General features: G+C 64.9%; 11 protein-coding genes and 1 riboswitch. Of the genes, 7 read left to right on the forward strand and 4 right to left on the reverse strand.

The window, feature by feature from the left end; genetic code table 11:
* Positions 1–232 precede the first annotated feature (232 nt).
* Complete coding sequence (locus tag AC3RCG_RS03060; RefSeq protein WP_492405482.1) at positions 233–8,860, forward strand: glycoside hydrolase family 94 protein; 8,628 nt, start codon at positions 233–235, stop codon at positions 8,858–8,860.
* On the opposite strand, the gene AC3RCG_RS03065 is transcribed toward AC3RCG_RS03060, so the two are convergent.
* Positions 8,857–9,063, reverse strand: a complete 207-nt coding sequence (locus AC3RCG_RS03065; RefSeq protein ID WP_070223414.1) for a hypothetical protein — start codon at positions 9,061–9,063, stop codon at positions 8,857–8,859. The two genes, AC3RCG_RS03060 and AC3RCG_RS03065, sit on opposite strands and share 4 nt — an antisense overlap.
* 113 nt (positions 9,064–9,176) lie before the next feature.
* Positions 9,177–9,752, reverse strand: a complete 576-nt coding sequence (locus AC3RCG_RS03070) for a TMEM165/GDT1 family protein (RefSeq protein WP_492405463.1) — start codon at positions 9,750–9,752, stop codon at positions 9,177–9,179.
* A 21-nt stretch (positions 9,753–9,773) separates the two neighbouring features.
* A riboswitch (yybP-ykoY riboswitch) is annotated at positions 9,774–9,943 on the reverse strand.
* A gap of 145 nt (positions 9,944–10,088) precedes the next feature.
* On the opposite strand from AC3RCG_RS03070, the gene AC3RCG_RS03075 reads away from it, so the two are divergent.
* The 5 genes from AC3RCG_RS03075 (at position 10,089) to AC3RCG_RS03095 (ending at position 16,862) form a co-directional block, all read left to right on the forward strand.
* Positions 10,089–12,482, forward strand: coding sequence for a M1 family aminopeptidase (locus tag AC3RCG_RS03075; protein ID WP_070310043.1), 2,394 nt, complete (start codon positions 10,089–10,091; stop codon positions 12,480–12,482).
* Positions 12,483–12,600: 118 nt separating this feature from the next.
* Positions 12,601–14,460 carry a M1 family metallopeptidase gene (locus AC3RCG_RS03080; RefSeq protein ID WP_070310042.1) on the forward strand — a complete coding sequence of 620 codons (1,860 nt, stop codon included), beginning with the start codon at positions 12,601–12,603 and terminating at the stop codon, positions 14,458–14,460.
* Positions 14,461–14,482: 22 nt separating this feature from the next.
* Positions 14,483–16,120: a serine hydrolase gene (locus AC3RCG_RS03085; RefSeq protein WP_492405466.1), complete on the forward strand. Its 1,638-nt coding sequence runs from the start codon at positions 14,483–14,485 to the stop codon at positions 16,118–16,120.
* A 267-nt stretch (positions 16,121–16,387) separates the two neighbouring features.
* Entirely contained in the window at positions 16,388–16,582 is a 195-nt protein-coding gene (locus tag AC3RCG_RS03090; protein ID WP_492405468.1) for a hypothetical protein, read from the forward strand.
* An 88-nt stretch (positions 16,583–16,670) separates the two neighbouring features.
* Entirely contained in the window at positions 16,671–16,862 is a 192-nt protein-coding gene (locus AC3RCG_RS03095) for a hypothetical protein (RefSeq protein ID WP_070223423.1), read from the forward strand.
* A 68-nt stretch (positions 16,863–16,930) separates the two neighbouring features.
* Here the strand turns inward: AC3RCG_RS03095 and AC3RCG_RS03100 are convergent, their stop codons facing one another.
* Complete coding sequence (locus AC3RCG_RS03100) at positions 16,931–17,761, reverse strand: class I SAM-dependent methyltransferase (RefSeq protein WP_492405484.1); 831 nt, start codon at positions 17,759–17,761, stop codon at positions 16,931–16,933.
* 85 nt (positions 17,762–17,846) lie between these two features.
* Positions 17,847–18,503, reverse strand: coding sequence for a pyridoxamine 5'-phosphate oxidase family protein (locus AC3RCG_RS03105; protein ID WP_070223425.1), 657 nt, complete (start codon positions 18,501–18,503; stop codon positions 17,847–17,849).
* Between the two features lie 107 nt (positions 18,504–18,610).
* Between AC3RCG_RS03105 and pdxR the strand changes: the two genes are divergently transcribed.
* Entirely contained in the window at positions 18,611–20,083 is a 1,473-nt protein-coding gene (pdxR, locus tag AC3RCG_RS03110) for a MocR-like pyridoxine biosynthesis transcription factor PdxR (protein ID WP_070223427.1), read from the forward strand.
* The last annotated feature ends 11 nt before the right edge of the window (positions 20,084–20,094 follow it).

Here is a 20,094-nt window from a genome sequence, read left to right on the forward strand (position 1 = left end):
GCGTCGCCCTCCTACGATGAAGTTCAGAAAATCTCTCTATACCCTGAGATTCGTCGCAACGCTCCGGCGCTTCGCTTTCCGTCTTCGCCAGTGTCCGATCGTGTTCTTCCAGACTGGGCCTGCATGACGGTGGCCGCTGGCTGCCTGCGCGCACCTAGCGAGGCTAAAGTTGAAAGAGTACACAGCAGTTGTCACGCAGCAGATCAAGGAACAGGTTTCCAAAGTCAAAGAAATCTTCCGCGACCATTCCCTTGCACCGGACACCTTCGACGCCGCGCGCGACGATGCCTTGCCCCTGCGTTCCGAGTTATTCAGCGCCATGCAGATGGCCGCCCACGGCAAGCATGTGGCCGCCGGCCATGCGGTGGGCAGGCATCATGGCCGCGACCGCCTGTTGGCGCGCCTGGCCGACAATGCGGCCCTCATCACGGCCACCGTCAACGAGCTGACGGCGACTGTCAAAAGCGGGCGCCAGGTCACGCCCGCCTCGGAGTGGCTGCTCGATAATTTTTATCTGATCGAAGAGCAGATCCGCACCACGCGGCGCCACTTGCCGAAGAATTACAGCAAGGAGTTGCCACGGCTGAGTTCCGGCGTGGATGCGGGCTGCCCGCGCGTGTATAAAATCGCGCTGGAAATCATCTCGCACGGCGATGGCAGGGTCGACCTGGAAAACCTCTGCCACTTCGTCGAGGCTTACCAGGACGTGGCCACCTTGACCCTGGGTGAACTGTGGGCCGTGCCCATCATGCTGCGTCTGGCGCTGATCGAAAACCTGCGCCGCGTTGCCGCGCGCGTGGCCGACGACCGCATGCAGCGCGACCTGGCCAACACCTGGGCCGACCAGATGACGGAGATCGCCGAGCGCAATCCCAGCGGCTTGATCCTGCTCGTGGCGGACATGGCCCGTTCGAATCCGCCGATGACCAGCGCCTTCGTGGCCGAATTGTCGCGCCGCCTGCAGGGACAGAGTTCCTCGCTGACCCTGGCGCTGTCGTGGCTGACGCACAAGCTGGCCGAGTCGGGCCTCACCATCGAGCAGCAGATCCAGTCCGAGATCGGGCAGCAGGCGGCCGACCAGGTCTCGATCGCCAACAGCATCGGTAGCCTGCGTTTTCTCGGCACCATGGATTGGCAGGAATTCGTCGAGACCATGAGCGTGGTCGAGCAAACCCTGCGCCTGGACCCGGCCGGCACGTATGGCTTGATGGATTTCGCCACGCGCGACAGCTACCGCCACGCCATCGAACGCATCGCCAAGCGCAGCGCGCGCAGCGAAGTGGAAGTGGCCGAGATGGCGGTGCAGCTGGCGCACACGCACGGCAATGGCAATGACGCGCGCCGCGGCCATATCGGCTTTTACCTGGTCGGGCGCGGCGTGCTGGTGCTGGAAAAGCAGGCTGGCGCCAGGCTGCCGTTCATCGAGGCGCTGCAGCATACGGCGCGCGCCGCGCCGCTGGCCAGCTATCTGGGCGCCATTGCGTTCCTGACCCTGGCGACGAGCGCCTTGCTGCTCGAGCGCGCCGTGCGCCATGGCGTGCAGGGCTGGCCCCTGGCGGCGCTGGGCGCGCTGGCGCTGCTGGGCAGCAGCCAGCTGGCCGTGGCCGTGGTGAACTGGCTGGCAACCCTGATGACGTCGCCGCATCCGCTGCCGCGCATGGATTACCGGTCCGGCATTCCGTCCGATGCGCGCGGCATCGTCGTGGTGCCGACCCTGATCTACAGCGCGGAAAACGTGGCGGCCCTGTGCGAGGCGCTGGAAGTGCGTTATCTCGCCAACCGCGACCCGAACCTGCGTTTCTGCCTGCTGACGGATTTTGTCGACGCGCAGGCGCAAACCCTGCCCGGCGACGAAGCCCTGCTGAACCAGGCGCAGGAGACCATCCGTGGCCTGAACGAGAAATACCGCGTGGAGGGAGCCGAGTTCAAAGACAATGGCGACCCGGCCGATCCGGAAGAGCTGGGCCATGCGGGGCCGTTCCTGCTGCTGCATCGTCCGCGCCTGTGGAATTCGCAGCAAAACGCGTGGATGGGGCAAGAGCGCAAGCGCGGCAAATTGTCCGACCTGCACGCGTTTTTGCGCGGCGGCGCGCGCGACAAATTCTCGCTGGTGGAAGGCGAGTTGCGCGGCCTGCGCACGATCAAATACGTGATCACGCTCGACACCGATACGCAGCTGCCGCGCGACGCGGCGCGCGAATTCATCGCCACCATGATGCACCCGCTGAACCGTCCCGTGCTCGACGCGGCCGGCACGCGCGTGGTGGCCGGCTACGGCATCCTGCAGCCGCGCGTGGCCGTGGCCCTGCCCAGCGCGAACGCGTCGCGCTACGAACTGCTGTGCGGCGGCGAACCGGGCATCGACCCGTACACGCGCACCGTGTCCGACCTGTACCAGGACGTGTTTTATGAAGGCTCGTTCATCGGCAAGGGCATCTATGACCTCGACATGTTCGAGCGCGTGCTGGGCCAGCGCCTGCCCGACAATAAAATCCTCAGCCACGATTTGCTGGAAGGCTGTTATTTGCGCGCCGGCCTGCTCAGCGACTCGCAGCTGTATGAAGAATATCCGGCCCGCTACGACGCCGACGTCAGCCGCCGCCAGCGCTGGATCCGCGGCGACTGGCAGCTGATCGGCTGGCTGCTGGGCCGGGTGCCGGGCCGCGCCGGCAAGCGCGAACGCAATCCTTTGTCGATGCTGTCGCGGTGGAAGCTGTTCGACAACCTGCGCCGCAGCGTCGTGGCGCCGGCCACCACCGTGTCCCTGTTGCTGGTGTGGGGTTTCCTGCCGCACGTGGCCTTCTGGAGCGCGGCCGTGCTGGCCATCATCTTCCTGCCGCCCGTGTTTTCGGCCCTGTACGATCTGCTGCGCAAACCGCGCGACACCCTGTGGCGCCAGCATCTGGCCGCGTTCGAGCGGCGCTGCGGCGTGCAGTTTTCGCACGCCATGCTGACCCTCGTCTTCCTGCCGTACGAAGCGTGGATCAGCCTGGACGCCATCGTGCGCACCCTGTGGCGCCTCGGTGTGTCGCACAAGCATTTGCTCGATTGGCGCGCCTCGAACCTGCACAGCTCTTCCGGCAGTCAAGCCGACAGCTGGCGCGCCATGTGGTGCTCGCCCGCGCTGGCGCTGGCCACCTTCGGCGCCTTGCTCTACTGGCGCCCGGCCGCCTTGCCGGCCGCCGCCGTGGTACTGCTGCTGTGGCTGGCCGCGCCAGCCATCGCCTGGTGGATCAGCCGCCCCATCGAGCGGGCCGTGGCGCGCCTGTCGGCCGAGCAGGGGCGTTTCCTGCATGGCGTGGCGCGCAAGACCTGGGCGTATTTCGATACCTTCGTCGGGCCGGACGACCACTGGCTGCCGCCCGATAACATGCAGGAACACCCGAACCTCGTGGTGGCGCACCGCACCTCGCCGACGAATATCGGCCTGGCGCTGCTGGCCAACCTGACGGCCTACGATTTCGGCTACATCACCCTCGGCCAGTTGATCGAGCGCAGCCGCGCTACCCTGCACAGCATGGGCGAGCTGGAACGCTTCCAGGGCCATTTCTATAACTGGTACGACACGCAAACGCTCAAGGCGCTGCAGCCGATGTACATCTCGACGGTCGACAGCGGCAACCTGGCCGGCCATCTGCTGACCTTGCAGCCGGGACTGGTGGAACTGTACGACGCTCCCATCATCGGCGCGCAAGTGGTGCAGGGCATCCGCACGACGGCGCAGGTGCTGCAGGAATTCATCGCCGCCGAAGGCGAGGGCAAGGCCATGCGCGAGAGCATGAGCCTGTTGCAGGCGTCCGCCGCGCCCGTCACCCTGGCCGAATGGCATGCTTATCTCGCCGCCGCGAACGGCGCAGCCGATGCACTGCTGTCGCTGACCCTGCAAAGCGAGGATGGCGAGCTGTCCATGTGGACGGGCGCGCTGGCGCGCCAGTGCCGCGCGGCGCTGGCCGAATTGCTGCAACTGGCGCCGTGGGCGGCGCAGGCGGGTGTCGATCCTGCTTGGCTGCGCATGCCGACCCTGCGCGAACTGGCCAACCTGGAAGTGTCCGAAGGCACGCCATCCGAGCTGGCCGCCCTGCTGGCGCAAGGCCGCGAACAGGCGGGCCGCCACATGCGCGACATCGCCCACGCGGCGGGCCAGGCGCGCGACTTCGCGCAGATCGAATACGGTTTCCTGTACAACCCGTCGACCAAGCTGCTGGCCATCGGCTACAACGTCAGCGAACGGCGCCTGGACCCCAGCTACTACGATTTATTGGCTTCCGAAGTGCGTCTGGCCAGCTTCATCGCCATCGCCCAGGGGCAGCTGCCGCAGGAGCACTGGTTCGCCCTGGGCCGCCAGCTGTGCATGGTGGCCGGCCAGCCCGTGCTGCTGTCGTGGAGCGGTTCGATGTTCGAGTACCTGATGCCGCTGCTGGTGATGCCGAACTACCCGAACACCCTGCTCGACCAGACCTACCATTCCGTCATCGAGGCGCAGATCGATTACGGGCGCCAGCGCGACGTGCCGTGGGGGATTTCCGAATCCGGCTACAACACGGTCGACGCCAGCCTGAATTACCAGTACCGCGCCTTTGGCGTGCCCGGCCTGGGCCTCAAGCGTGGCCTGGCCGACGACCTGGTGGTGGCGCCGTACGCCAGCATGATGGGCCTGATGGTGCAGCCGGAAGCGTCGTGCCAGAACCTGCAGCGCATGCAGGCGGCCGGCTACATGGGTCGCTACGGCTTTTTTGAAGCGATCGATTTCACCACCGCGCGCCTGCCGCGCGGGCAGGGCAGCGCCGTCATCCGGTCCTTCATGGTGCACCACCAGGGCATGGGCTTTCTGGCCCTCAGCTACCTGCTGCACGACCGGCCGATGCAGCGCCGTTTCGAGTCCGATCCGCTGCTGCAATCGGCCTTGCTGGTGCTGCAGGAACGCACGCCGCAGGCCGGCGCATTTTACTCGAACACGGCCGAACTGGCGGTGCTGCGCAGCGGCGCGCCCGAGCAGGCCATGCCGATGCGCATCCTCACGCAGGCCAACAGCGCCGTGCCCGAAACGCAGCTGCTGTCAAACGGCCGCTACCACGTCATGGTGAGCAATGCGGGCGGCAGCTACAGCCGCTGGAAAGACCTGTCCGTGACGCGCTGGCGCGAAGACAGCACGCGCGACAACTGGGGCAATTTCTGCTACCTGCGCGACCTCGACGACGGTGAAGTCTGGTCCACCATGTACCAGCCGACCCTGGCCGAACCGAAGAAATACGAAGTGATTTTTTCGGAAGGGCGGGCCGAGTTCCGCCGTGCCGACCATGGCCTCGACCTGTACACGGAAATCGTCGTCTCGCCCGAGGACGACATCGAAATCCGCCGCACGCGGATCAGCAATAATTCGAACCGCCAGCGGCGCATCGAGATCACCAGTTTTGCCGAAGTGGTGATGGCGCCGGCGGCGGCCGATGCGGCCCACCCCGCGTTCAGCAAACTGTTCGTGCAGACGGAAATCCTCGCGCATGAAAAGGCGATTTTATGCACGCGCCGGCCCCGCTCGAAAGACGAGCAGATGCCGTGGCTGCTGCATGTGATGACGGTGCACGATATCGAGCGCTACGAAGTGTCGTTCGAGACGGACCGCGCGCGCTTCATCGGCCGCGGCAACACGGCGCAGCTGCCGCAGGCGCTGCAGGACGACGGGCCGCTCAGCGGCGGCCACGGCTCCGTGCTCGACCCCATCGTGGCCATCCGCTACGTCATCACGCTCGAACCCGACCAGGCCGTCACCGTCGACAGCGTCACCGGCATGGTGGAGCAGCGCGAGGCGGCGCTGCACCTGATCGACAAATACCAGGACCGCCATCTGGCCGACCGGGTCTTCGAACTGGCCTGGACGCACAGCCAGGTGGTGCTGCGCCAGTTGAACGCCAGCGAAGCGGACGCGCAGCTGTATGCGCGCCTGGCCAACGCCGTGATCTACCCGAATGCGGCCTTGCGCGCCGAAGCGAGCATCCTGATCAAGAACCAGCGCGGCCAGTCCGGCCTGTGGGCGTATGCGATTTCCGGCGACCTGCCCATCGTGCTGCTGCAGATACGCGACGCGGCCAATATCGAACTGGCGCGCCAGATGGTGCAGGCGCATGCCTATTGGCGCCTGAAAGGATTGATCGTCGACCTGGTGATCTGGTACGAAGAGCAGTCGGGCTACCGCCAGCTGCTGCACGACCAGATCATGGGCTTGATCGCCTCGGGCATCGATGCGCAGGCGATCGACCGCCCGGGCGGCATCTTCGTGCGCCTGGCCGAGCAGATCGCCAACGAAGACCGCATCTTGCTGCAATCGGTGGCGCGCGCCATCATCAGCGATTTGCGCGGCACCCTGGCCGAGCAGGTCAAGCGTCCGCCGAGCCCCGTGCTGCGCATGCCGCCGCTGCTGCAGGACCCGGCACGCGAGCATGGCGGCGTGCCGCACCGGGCGCCGCAGCGCGAGCTGATCCTGGAAAATGGCCTCGGCGGTTTCACGCCCGATGGGCGCGAATACGTGATCACCACGGCAGAAGGCAAGCAGACGCCGGCGCCGTGGTCGAACGTGCTGGCCAATGCGCAGTTCGGCACGGTGGTGTCGGAAGCCGGCCAGGCGTACACGTGGAGCGAGAACGCGCATGAATTCCGCCTTACGCCATGGCAGAACGACCCCGTGTCCGACCTGTCGGGCGAAGCGTTTTATGTGCGCGACGAGCAGACCGGCCAGTTCTGGTCGCCTTCGTCCCTGCCCGCGCGCGGCAGCGGCGACTACGTGACGCGCCACGGTTTCGGCTACAGCATTTTTGAGCACAGCGAGGGCGGCATCGCCACCGAACTGTGCACCTATGTGGCGCTTGATGCGGCCGTCAAATACTCGGTGATCAAGGTGCGCAACGACAGCGGCGTGCCGCGCCGTCTGTCCGTCACCGGCTACGTGGAATGGGTGATGGCCGACCTGCGCGCCAAGTCCGGCATGCATGTGGCCACCGAAGTCGATACGATCAGCGGCGCGCTGTTTGCGCGCAATAACTACAACACGGAGTTTTCCGGCCGCGTCGGCTTTTTCAATACGGACGCCAGCATCCGCTCCATCACCTGCGACCGTAATGAATTCATCGGCCGCAACGGCAGCCTGGCGCAGCCGGCGGCGCTGCGCCGCGTGCGCCTGTCCGGCAAGGCGGGCACGGGGCTGGACCAGTGTGCCGCCATCCAGGTACCGTTCGAACTGCAGCCGGGACAGGAGCGCGAAATCGTCTTCCTGCTCGGCGTGGGCGGGCGCCGCAATGCCGACGCCAGCACCATGGTGCAGCGCCATGCGGGCAAGGAAGCGGCCCGCATGGCGCTCGACGCGGTACGCGCGCACTGGGACACCACTCTGGGCGCGGTGCGCATCGAAACGCCCGACCCGTCGCTCGACGTGATCGCCAATGGCTGGCTGATGTACCAGACCATCGCCTGCCGTTTGTGGGCGCGCAGCGGCTATTACCAGTCGGGCGGCGCCTACGGTTTCCGCGACCAGCTGCAGGACGCGATGGCGATGATCCACACGGCGCCGCAATTGCTGCGCAAGCACTTGCTGCTGTGTGCGGCGCACCAGTTTGTCGAAGGCGACGTGCAGCATTGGTGGCATCCGCCGTCGGACCGGGGCGTGCGCACGCACTGCTCCGACGATTACCTGTGGTTGCCGCTGGCCGCCTGCCGCTATGTGATCGCCACGGGCGACGTCAACGTGCTGTCGGAAGTGGCGCCCTTCATCGAGGGGCGGGTCGTCAAGCCGGAAGAGGATTCCTACTATGACTTGCCCATGCGTTCGGGCGAGTCGGCCGACCTGTACGAGCACTGCGTGCGCGCCATCCGCCATGGCTTGCGCATGGGCGTGCACGGCTTGCCGCTGATCGGTTCCTGCGACTGGAACGACGGCATGGACAAGGTGGGCGAACATGGCAAGGGCGAGAGCGTCTGGCTGGCCTTCTTCCTGTACGAAGTGCTGCAGCGTTTCGCCGAGGTGGCCATGCTGCGCGGCGACGCCGCATTCGCCCAGTTCTGCCGCGACGAAGCCGTGAAACTGGCGGCCAACGTCGAGGAACATGCTTGGGATGGCGAGTGGTACCGGCGCGCGTATTTCGACGACGGCACGCCATTGGGTTCGCACACGAACGAGGAATGCCAGATCGATTCGATTTCGCAAAGCTGGGGCGTGCTGTCGGGCGCCGCCAACAAGGAGCGGGTCGCCGGCGCCATGCGCCAGGTCGATGCGCGCCTCGTGCGCCGGGATTCCGGCGTGATCCAGCTGCTCGATCCGCCGTTCGACAAGGCCGACCTCAATCCCGGCTACATCCGCGGCTATGTGCCGGGCGTGCGCGAGAACGGCGGCCAGTACACGCATGCTGCCATCTGGACGGCGATGGCGTTTGCCCGCATGGGCGACGGCGAAAAGGCGTGGGAATTGCTGCGCATGATCAATCCCGTACGCCATGGCGTCGACGCGCAGGCGGTGGCGCGCTACAAGGTGGAACCGTACGTGGTGACGGCCGACGTGTATGCCGTGGCGCCGCACGTGGGGCGCGGCGGCTGGAGCTGGTACACGGGATCGTCGGGCTGGCTGTACCGCCTGATCGTCGAATCCCTGCTCGGCTTGACGCGCGAAGCGAACGTGCTGCGTCTGGCGCCGGCCATGCCGGCCGAATGGGGCAGCTTCAAGCTGCACTACCGTTTCGGCGCCAGCAGCTATGCCATCACGGTGGAGCAGGCGCAGGGGCGGCCCGAGGGGTTGTCGCTCGATGGCGTGGTACAGGGCGGCAACAGCATCGCCCTGCGCGACGAGGGCCGCGAGTATGCGGTGCTACTGCTGCTCTAGTTTTGCCACTTCTCGTGTTCGGGACGGCGCCGGCCAGCCAGCAGGATCAGGCCGGCGCCAAATAGCAGCAAATCGCGCGTGCGCACTTCGGGCGCGGATGGCGTCGCCGTCTGGTGGTGACGCAAGGGTGCCGCCATGGCGGCGGCAGGCTGGCTGGCGCAAGCGGCCAGGCACAGCGCCGCCACGTTTCTATTCAACTGCATACATTCCTCAAGAAAGCGCGCTGACCGTTCCGGATCGGCGCGCCGGTATTCATGCCGACGATATTGTAATTATTAGCATGAATATTGTAAATTGGAAATTATACAGGGTTGTCTCAAAATCCCAGGGCGGCGCCCGCGCCCAGCAGGGTGGCCACGCCCAGCACGGCAAAGACCAGGGCCGCGATACCATGCACGAGGCGCAGCGGGACGCGGTTGGCGATCCTGTCGCCCAGGTAGACGGCCGGCACGTTGGCCAGCATCATGCCGAAGGTGGTACCCAGCACGACGGAAACGATATCGTGGTAGCGCGCCGCCAGCGCCACCGTCGCCACCTGCGTCTTGTCTCCCATTTCCGCCATGAAGAAGGCGATCAGGGTGGTCAGGAAGACGCCGTATTTGGCCAGCTTGGTCTCGTCTTCATCGAGCTTGTCGGGGATCAGGGTCCAGGCGGCCATGGCCAAAAAGGAGACGCCCAGCACCCAGCGCAGCACGTCCGGGCCCAGCATGCCGGTGATCCAGGCGCCGACGGCGGCGGCGAACGCGTGGTTGGCGACGGTGGCGACGAAAATGGCCAGCACGATGGGCAAAGGCTTGCGGAATTTGGCGGCCAGCAGAAAGGCCAGCAGTTGGGTTTTGTCGCCGATTTCAGCGAGACCGACGATGCCGGTGGAGATGAGGAATGCTTCCATGAGATTGCAAGAGGTACGCGGGCCGGACGAATTAACCAATGATCCACGGGCGACTCCGGCCCATGCGGCCGCCCTGGATCAATGGTCTCGTCAAGTTTTGCAACCACCTGCACCATGGCCTGCGGGCCAATCATGTTGATACAGGTTCCCGCGGCAGGACCGCAGGACGACTACTCCCCAATGTTCGAGGCGCATCATACGCCTATGCGTGTTTCTGCGCCAGTGCCGCCGGCCCCGGGCGCCGTGCTGCGTGTGGGACTTCCACAACAATGATCGATTGCAAACAGACTCGACTTAGAATGCAGTTCTGTCCACGACTCCCAGATGGAATGCGCCATGCCGGTCCTTGTCCGCTTGCTTGCCCTGTGTTTGACCTTGTTTGCTCCCTTGCCTGGCCTGTGCGCCGCTGCGCCCTTCGACGACAAGTTCCGCCAGCTCGAAGAACTGCTGCCCACGCCGAACAGCTACCGCACGGCGTCCGGCGCGCCCGGTCACGCCTACTGGCAGCAGCGCGCCGATTACGTGATCCGCGCCACGCTCGATGAAGCGCGCCGCGCCATCACGGCCAGCGAGCAGATCACCTACCACAACCGTTCGCCCGACAGCCTTGCGTATCTGTGGCTGCAACTGGATCAGAACGGCTTGCGACAGGATGCCGACCAGCGCCGCGTATTGAGCGCGCCGTCGCGCCAGGCCTGGTTGAGCGGCAGCGAAGAGGAGGCGCTGAAATTCGAGGACTTGCGCGCCATCCACGCGGGCCGCGAATTCGACGGCGGCTTCAAGCTCACCGCCGTGAAAGCGGCCAGCGGCAAGCCGCTGCCGTATGTGGTCAACCAGACCATGCTGCGCATCGATTTGCCGGTGGCGCTGGCGCCCGGCCAGAGCATCACGTTCAACATCGACTGGTCGTACCGGATCAATGACCAGAAGGTGCTGGTCGAGCGCTCCGGCTATGAGTATTTTGAGGACGACAAGAACGCGATTTTCCAGATCGCGCAGTGGTTCCCGCGCATGGCCGCGTATTACGACGCCGTCGGCTGGCAGCACAAGCAATTCCTCGGCTCCGGTGAATTCACGCTGGAGTTTGGCGACTACGAGCTGTACCTGACGGTGCCGGCCGACCACGTGGTGGCCGCCACGGGAGAGCTGCAAAACCCTGGCGCTGTATTGAGCGCGGCGCAGCGCGAGCGGCTGGCGCGGGCGAAAAACAGCGCTGCGCCGCTGCTGGTGATCACGCCGGAAGAGGCGCTGGCGGCGGAAAAGGGTAAAGCCACAGGCATGAAGACCTGGCACTTCAAGGCGGCCAATGTGCGCGACGTGGCGTGGGCGTCGAGCCGCAAGTTCATCTGGGATGCGCAGGGGCTGAACAGCGGCGGCAAGCGCGTGATGGCCATGTCCTACTATCCGAACGAGGGCAATCCGCTGTGGCAGCAGTACAGCACGCGCGCCGTCGTGCACGCGATCGAGCAGTACAACAAGTACAGTTTCGACTATCCCTATCCGAATGCGATCTCCGTCAATGGCGCCGTGGGCGGCATGGAGTATCCGATGATTGCGTTCAATGGCGGGCGCCCCGTGAAGGACAAGAAGACGGGGGAACTCACGTATTCGAAGACGACCAAATATGACCTGATCGGCGTGATCATCCATGAAGTGGGCCACAATTATTTTCCCATGATCGTCAACTCGGATGAGCGCCAGTGGACGTGGATGGACGAGGGCCTCAATTCCTTCCTGCAGTACCTGGCCGAGCAGGCGTGGGAAGAGCATTTCCCCTCCTGGAATGGCGAGCCGCGCAAGATCGTCGACTACATGCGCAGCCAGAACCAGGTGCCCATCATGACCAATTCCGAGTCCCTGCTGCAGTTCACGGCGAACGCCTACGACAAGCCGGCCACGGCGCTCAATATCCTGCGCGAAACCATCCTCGGGCGCGAGCTGTTCGACTTCGCCTTCAAGCAGTACGCCTTGCGCTGGAAGTTCAAGCGCCCGACGCCGGCCGACTTTTTCCGCACCATGGAAGATGCGTCCGGCACGGACCTGGACTGGTTTTGGCGCGGCTGGTTCTATACCACCGATGCGGTCGACATCAGCATCGACGGCATCAGCGAATACGGCGTGAGCACGAAGAATCCGGAGGTCGAGAAAGCGTGGAAGAAGGCGCAGAAGGACGCGCAGCCCATCTCGATCTCGGACCAGCGCAACAAGGCGCTGCCGAAGAAGGTGGATACCGATCCAGCGCTGAAGGATTTCTATAACCGGCACGATGAATTCACGGTCACCAACAAGGACCGCAACAGCTATGCGGAAGAGCAGGAAACGCTGGAGCCGTGGGAGCGGAAGCTGCTGGAACAGCGCAACATGGGCAAGCATCTGTACCTGGTCGACTTCTCGAATCTCGGCGGCCTGGTGATGCCGCTGATCCTGGAAATCGAACTGAAAAGCGGCAAGAAAATCATCGAGCGCGTGCCGGCCGAAGTGTGGCGCTACGCGCCGCACAAGATCAGCAAGGTGATCATCACGGACGAGCCGATGGTGGGCCTGGTGCAGGACCCGTACTGGGAGACGGCCGATATCGACACCAGCAATAACGCCTGGCCGCGAAAGATCACGCCGTCGCGCCTGGAGTTGTTCAAGCAGGACCGCGACAAGCATAATCTGATGAAGGATTTGAATACGCCGCTGAAGGCGCCCGAGGCCAAGCCGCAAGCCAGGGCAGATGAAAAATAGGGAAACAGCGCCGGCCGGTCCGGCGCTTTTTTCTGCCGGCCTGCGCCGGAAGTGCTATTCTGCGCGACGCCCCGGCGCACACGGACCGGGGCTTTCGCAAATCATTCAAAAGACGACCATGCAAACTTTGACCTTCCTGCGCGCGCTGGGCTGTGCGCTATTTTGCCAGCTAACGCTGGCTGCGCACGCCGATCCCCTCAGCTATGCGCGCTACGACCAGGTGCGCACGCGCGACCTGCAGCTGGACCTGAAAGCCGACTTCAAGCAAAAGACGCTCTCCGGCTATGCCGAGCTGTCCTTGAACTGGATCGATCCGGCGGCGCGCACGCTGGTGCTCGATACGCGCGATCTGTCGATCGCCAAGGTGCAGGTACAGGACAAGCGCGGCGCCTGGCAGATGGCGCCGTACCAGCTGGACAAGGCCGACCCGGAAAAGGGCCAGGCGCTGCGCATCACGACCACGGGCCAGCCGGGCAAGGTGCGCGTCTACTATCACACGGCGCCGAACGCCATCGCGCTGCAGTGGCTCACGCCGCAGCAGACGATGTCGGGCAAGCTGCCGTTCATGTTCAGCCAGTCGCAAAGCATCAACGCCCGCTCGTGGGTGCCGTCGCAGGATACGCCGGCCGTGCGCTTTACGTATAGCGCGCGCATCGAGGCACCAAGCGGCATGCGCGTCGTGATGAGCGCCGAGAACGACGAAAAGGCGACCGGCAAGGGCGGCTGGAAATTCAGGATGCCGCAGCCGATTCCCTCGTACCTGCTGGCCATCGCCATCGGCGAACTGGAAGTGCGCAAACTCGGCCCACGCTCCGCCGTGTATGCGGAACCGCCGCGCATCAAGGCGGCCGAGTACGAGCTGGCCGATACGGAAAAGATGATCCAGGCAGCCGAGGCGCTGTATGGCCCGTATGGCTGGGGGCGCTACGACATGATCGTGCTGCCGCCGTCGTTTCCCTACGGCGGCATGGAAAACCCGCGCCTGACCTTCCTCACGCCGACCATGATTGCGGGCGACCGCAGCCTGGTCGACCTGATCGCGCATGAACTGGCCCACTCCTGGTCGGGCAACCTGGTCACCAACGCCTCGTGGAAGCACATGTGGCTCAACGAAGGCTTCACCACCTACGTCACGACGCGCATCGTCGAGCAGCTGTATGGCAGCGACGTGGCGCAGATGGGCGTGCAGGTCGACCAGGAAGAACTGGCCGCGTCGATCAAGGAGTTGCCGGCGGCGAAAACGGCGCTGATCACGCGCGATGCGGATGTCAATCCCGCGGAAACGTACACGGACGACGGCATCATCTACCCGAAAGGCGCCTGGTTCCTGGCCACCATGGAGCGCCGCGCCGGCCGCGCCGTGTTCGACCCCTTCCTGCGCGGCTGGTTCGACCAGCATGCGTTCCAGAGCGTGACGACGGAGCAGTTCATCGCCTACCTGCGCAAGAACCTGCTGGCGCAGCATCCGGACGTGATGCCGGAAGCGGAACTCGAGGAATGGCTTTATGGCACGGGCGTGCCGGCCAGCGCGCAGCGCGTCGTCTCGCCGCGCCTGGCGCTGCTCGACCAGCACCGCGACGCCTGGCTGAAAGGCGAACTTGCCACCAAGGATCTGGGCATGGACAAGTGGATCGCCATCGAATCGATGCACTTCCTGAACGACATCAACAACAAGGCCAGCGCGGCGCAATTGCGAGAGCTGGACCAGGTCTACGGCGTGGGCAAGAGCGGCAACAATGAAGTGGCCTACCGCTTCTACCTGGCCTCCGTGAACGCGGGCTACGACGTGCGTCAGCCCTTGCAGGCATTCCTGCTGAGCGTGGGCCGCCAGAAGTTCGTCGTGCCCCTGTACAGCGCCTTGATGAAGACGCCGCAAGGCCATGCCTGGGCCAAGGACGTGTATGCGCAGGCGCGCGAACGCTACCACCCGGTGACGCAGGAAAGCGTCGATAAATTGATGGCCGCGCAAGCGCATTGAATCTTCTTTGGATAACCTGACCATGCATACCATGAACCGCCTCGCCGCCGCCATCGTGCTGGCGTTTTCCAGCATCGCCGTGCCGGCGCTGGCATTTGACGCCGCCCCCGTCGTTGCCGCTGCGCCCGCGCCCGCGCCGGCCTTCGATCTTGAGCGCGACGTCGCCACCGCCCTGAAAGTGTTCGACGTGCCCGGCATGGCGATCGCCGTCGTCAAGGATGGCAAAGTCGTCACCGCCAGGGGTTTTGGCGTGCGCAAGCTGGGCGAAGCGGCCGCCGTCGATGCGCAGACCGTGTTCGAGGTGGCATCGAACTCGAAGGGTTTTACGGCCGCCGCGCTGGCCATGCTGGTCGACGAGGGCAAGCTGGCCTGGGACGATCCCGTCACCAAGCATCTGCCCGGCTTCCAGATGCACGATTCCTACGTCACGGGCGCCATGACCATCCGCGATCTGCTGACGCACCGCAGCGGCCTGGGCCTGGGCGCCGGCGACTTGCTGTGGTGGCCCACCACCACGTTCAGCACCGACGAGATTATCGAGAAGCTGCGCTACATCCGTCCGGCCACGAGTTTTCGCAACAGCTATGCCTACGATAACCTGCTGTACATCGTGGCCGGCAAGATCATCGCCGACAAGGCGGGAAAAAGCTGGGGCGAGGCCATGCATGAGCGCATCCTGGCGCCGCTGGGCATGACGGGCACCACCACCAGCCTGGCCGAGAATGCGGGCAATCCCGACGTCGCCAGCGCGCACAGCAAGATCGACGGCAAGATCGCCGCCGTCAAGTCGATGCCCGTGCCGAACGCCGTGGGCGCCGTCGGCATCAACACGAATGCGGAAGACATCGCCAAGTGGATGATGGTGCTGCTCGACGGCGGCAAGATCGCCGGCGTGCAGGGCAAGGACGGCAAGGAAGCGCGCCTGTTCAGCGAAAAGCAGGGCCGCGAAATGTGGACGGCGCAAACGCCGATCAAGATCCCCGAGCCGAAACCGGCGTTGGCCGCGACGAAACCGAACTTCAGCGCGTATGGCCTGGGCTTCCAGCTGCGCGACTACAAGGGCATGAAGGTCGCCATGCACGGCGGCGCGCTGCAGGGATTTTATTCGCGCGTGGTGATGGTGCCGGAAGCGAAATTGGGCGTGGCCATCCTCACCAATGCGGAAAATGGCGGTTCGATGACGGCGCTGCAATGGCGCATCCTCGACCATTACCTGCAGGCGGCGCCGTCGGACTGGCTGGCGCTGGTGGCCAAGGTGGAGCAGGACCAGCATGCGGAAGAAGTGAAAAAGCAGAGCAAGGCATCGAGCGCGCGCGCGGCGAAATCGCAGCCTTCGCTGCCGCTGGCGGCGTATGACGGCGAGTATGAAGACGCCTGGTACGGCAAGGTCGTGATCAAGCCGGAAGGGAAAAAACATATCCTCAGTTTTACGCGCACGCCAGACCTGACGGGCGAGCTGGAACACTGGCAGCACGACACCTTCATCGTGCGCTGGAAAGAGCGCAATTTCAACGCCGACGCCTACGTGACGTTCTCGCTCAATCCCGATGGAAGCATCGACCGGGTGAAGATGGCGCCCGTGTCGGCCGAGACGGATTTCAGCTACGACTTCCAGGACCTGAGCTTGGTGCCGGTGAAGCCGAAGGAAGCGAAGAAATAAAGGGTCGATACCAAAACCGCAGCCTGTGCTGCGGTTTTTTTTCGCCCGTTGCCATGCAAATGCGCGGCGCAAGGGCGGCGGGCCGGTTTTTATTCCATGAAATGGGGCGAAAAATAAACGTTATCTTGATTTGTGGTTTGCGTATTTACTAACTTTTCAAGGTGCTACTATTTCCACGCGTCATAAGCCCGGAGATGGCTGAATGCGGGCGGCTGGCGCTTGTGCCATGGTTTTTATATCGACTCAACTCTTGGGAATGGGATAAAAATGATCAATGTGAAAAAAGCCGTATTTGTCTTTTGCGCCGCCGTCGGTTTTGCCGGCGCCGTCAGTTCTTCGGCGTATGCCCTGCCGTCGCGCGAAACCTGCGAGGAAGCCCGCGATTCCTGTCTCGCCGATGGCAATGAAAACGACTGCGCGCTGGTGCGTCGCCTGTGCGGCGTGTACGGCATTCACGTCTGAGCGTGCTGCTGCCTGCGTGCACGCGCTGTTGTGATCTTCCAGTTCACTAGTTTCTAGATCGGCTCAACTCTTTGGGAGTGAAATAAAAATGATCGATGTGAAAAAGGCGATATTTGTCTTCTGCGCCGCCGTTGGTTTGGCCGGTGCCGTGAGCACCGCGTATGCGCAGCCGACACGCCGGGAGTGCATGCAGGCCCTGATTGACTGCACCGAAAATGGCACGGCGAGCCAGTGCATGCTTGTCTCGCGCTCTTGCGGCGTGTACGGCATTTACCTTTAAGGCGCGCTGCGCGCACAAGTCAATGGGGCGCGCCGTATCGGCCCGCCGCCATTGGCTTTTCTAGTGACTCAGGGTTTGACGAACTTCAAGGTCATGCGGTCGCTCTCGCCGATGGCCGTGTACCTGGCCCGGTCCACATCCTTGTTGGCGTAGGTGGGCGGCAGCGCCCAGACGCCGCCTTGATGGTCCGCCGTGTCTTTCGGATTGGCGTTGATGTCCGACTTGCCCGCCAGCTTGAAGCCCGCGCCTTCGGCCAGCTTGATCACATACGCTTCGTGCATGTAGCCGCTGCTGGCCGTGGCGTCCTGCGCCTTGTTCGCCGGCAGGCGATGCTCGACGACGCCGAAGACGCCGCCCGGTTTCAGGCTGTCATACACTTCCTTGAACATGGTCTGCATGCCCGCTTCGCCGATCGGTATCCAGTTGTGGATATTGCGGAAGGTGAGCACCATATCGGCCGTGCCCTTGGGCGCGATGCGGTAGGTGGTGGGCGGTGCGAAGGCGCCGATTTCCACCTTGCCGAAGGCGGCCGGGTTGGCGTCGAGTTTTTGCTGGAAGCGCGCCGCGCCGCGGCGTGCTCCTTCGCTGGCCGATTGCGGGTCGTTGCCGGCCGCGATCAGCTTGCCGTTGTCGCGCAGGTAGGGCGCCAGGATCTCCGTGTACCAGCCGCCGCCGGGCGCCAGTTCCACCACCGTCATGGTCGGCTTGATGCCGAAGAACGTCAGTGTTTCATACGGGTGGCGGGCGCTGTCGCGCAGCGCATTGGCCGGCGTGCGCGCGTTGCCGGCGATGGCCGCCTTCAGGGCCGCGTCGCCCGCATCGGCGGCCAGTGCCGCGCCGCTGCCGCCACAGGCCAGCATGACCGTCAGGGCCGCAGCCAGGGATACTCGCTTCATCATCATATGCTCCATGCGTGATTGTGTCGGTTTGTAACTTGGTGGCGATCGCCATCAACGCCGATCATCGGTCAAGCACGCCGGCCGGTCAAGCGGATTCCGTCCCCCAGGCGGCGGCATACGGGGGCAACTCGCAGGTGTTGAGCGCATCGGCGATGGCCGTGCCACGGCCGTGCGTAAAGGGCAGTTCGCCCGTCCAGACGGCATGCGCCATGTCGTCCGCGTCGTCGAGCGGGCCGCCCTGGCGCTGCTTGACGGCATATTCGTCGAGCGCAATGCGCAGCACGGTGGTGGCCGCGTATTCCTTGGCGCTGCCGCCGCGTACGTGCGCCAGGCGTCCCGGCACCAGCTTTTCCATCAGCGCGTCCATGGCCGCATGCTGCCGGCCGATATCGCTTACTTTTTCAAACTGCCCGTACACCATCGCCGAACGGTAGTTCATCGTGTGATTGAAGGCGGAGCGCGCCAGCACCAGGCCGTCGAGATGGGTGATGGTCACGCAGACGTCGCTCTCTTGCAAACGCTTGAGCATGCGGCTGCCGTTCGAGCCATGGATGTACAGGTGGCCATCGATGCGCCAGCAGGCGGTCGGGATGCAATGGCTGCCCTTGTCGTCGTGGAAGGCGATATGGCACAGGTAGGCGGCATCGACGATGGCGTACAGGGCGGCTTGCTCGTAGCTGGCCAGTTCGGCGACGCGGCGCACGCGGGTACGGGGGCTGGGAGGCAGGGCGGTAGCGTTCATGGCGGGAATCCGGTTGGTTGAAGAAGCAGGCCGCACTATAATCGGCATCTGGCCCTGAAAAAAGATCCAGAACTGCCAAATAATATAGAGCCACGATGAAAGGACGCATGGATTTCGCTTTGCTGCTGGGCGCGTTCGAGCGCACGCACCGCGAGCGGGGCTGGCCGCGCCAGCGCCTGCTGCATGAATGCCTGCGCGCGGCCATCCGCGGCGGCCAGCTGGCGCCGGGCACGCGCCTGGCCGCCACGCGCGTGCTGGCGGCCGAACTGGGAGTGGCGCGCAATACCGTGCTGTATGCCTACGAGCAGCTGGCCAGCGAAGGGTTTGTCTTGCCGGACCGGCGCGGCACCGTCGTCGCCGGCGGCGCCGGCATGCCGGTGACGTCGCCAGTGAGCGGCGGCCAGGATGGCTTGTCGCGCCGCGCCCGGCATTTGCGCGGCGTGTCAGGACAGGATGCCAGCGCGGCGTTGGTGTTTCCCGCCGACGCCATGGGCGCGTTCGCGCCTGGCGTGCCGGCGCTCGACGCATTTCCGCTGGCGCAGTGGCGGCGCATGCTGGACCGCGCGTGGCGCGCGCTGACGCCGCGCCAGCTCAATTACGGCGACCCTTCCGGCGAGCCCCAGCTGCGCATGGCCATCGCCGACCATTTGCGCGCCGCGCGCGGCGTCGTCTGCGATGCGGGCCAGGTGTTCATCACGGACGGCACGCAGAGCAGTCTCGATGTCTGCCTGCGCGCGTTTGCCGACCAGGGCGACACCTTGTGGATCGAGCATCCCGGCTATGGCGGCGCGCTGGCGGCGGGCCGTGGCGCCGGCTTGCAGGTGACCGGCGTCGCCGTCGACATCGATGGCATCGCGCCGACGGACGCCGACTGGCGCGATACGCCGCCGCGTCTGATCTACACGACGCCGTCGCACCAGTATCCGACGGGCAGCGTGCTCAGTCCCGCGCGCCGCATGGCGCTGCTCGAACGCGCGCGCGCGGCCGGAGCGCTGATCATCGAAGACGATTACGACAGCGAGTTTCGCCATGGCGGACCGCCCCTGGCGGCCATGCAGGGACTGGTGGCCGACGCGCCCGTCGTGTATCTGGGCACTTTCAGCAAGACCATGTTCCCCGCCTTGCGCATCGCCTTTATCGTCGTGCCGGCCGCGCTGGCCGGCGCCTTCGCGCAGATGCAGGCGCAGGGCGCCGCGCGGGGCCGCGTCGCCGAGCAGCTGGCGCTGGCCGAGTTCCTGCGCAGTGGCCTGTTTGCGCGCCACGTGCGCCGCATGCGTCGCCTGTATCGCCAGCGCCGCGACGCCTTGAGCGAGGCCTTGCGGCGCCATGCGTGCGCGGGCGCGGCCATCCATGGCGGCACGGCCGGCATGCACCTGGCGCTGCGTTTTCACGATAGCGCATGGGATGACCTGGCGCTGAGCCGCCGCGCCGCACAGGACGGCATCGTGGCGCTGGCGCTGTCCGCGCATGGCACGGGAGACGGGGCGGCCTGGAGCGGTTTCCTGCTCGGTTATGCGCAGGTGCCGGCCGAGAACATGGATGGCCTGGCGCGCCGCTTGGGCGCGCTGCTGCCGGCGTGATGCGGCGCTAC

This window comes from Janthinobacterium sp. GW823-FHT01H08, assembly GCF_058797855.1.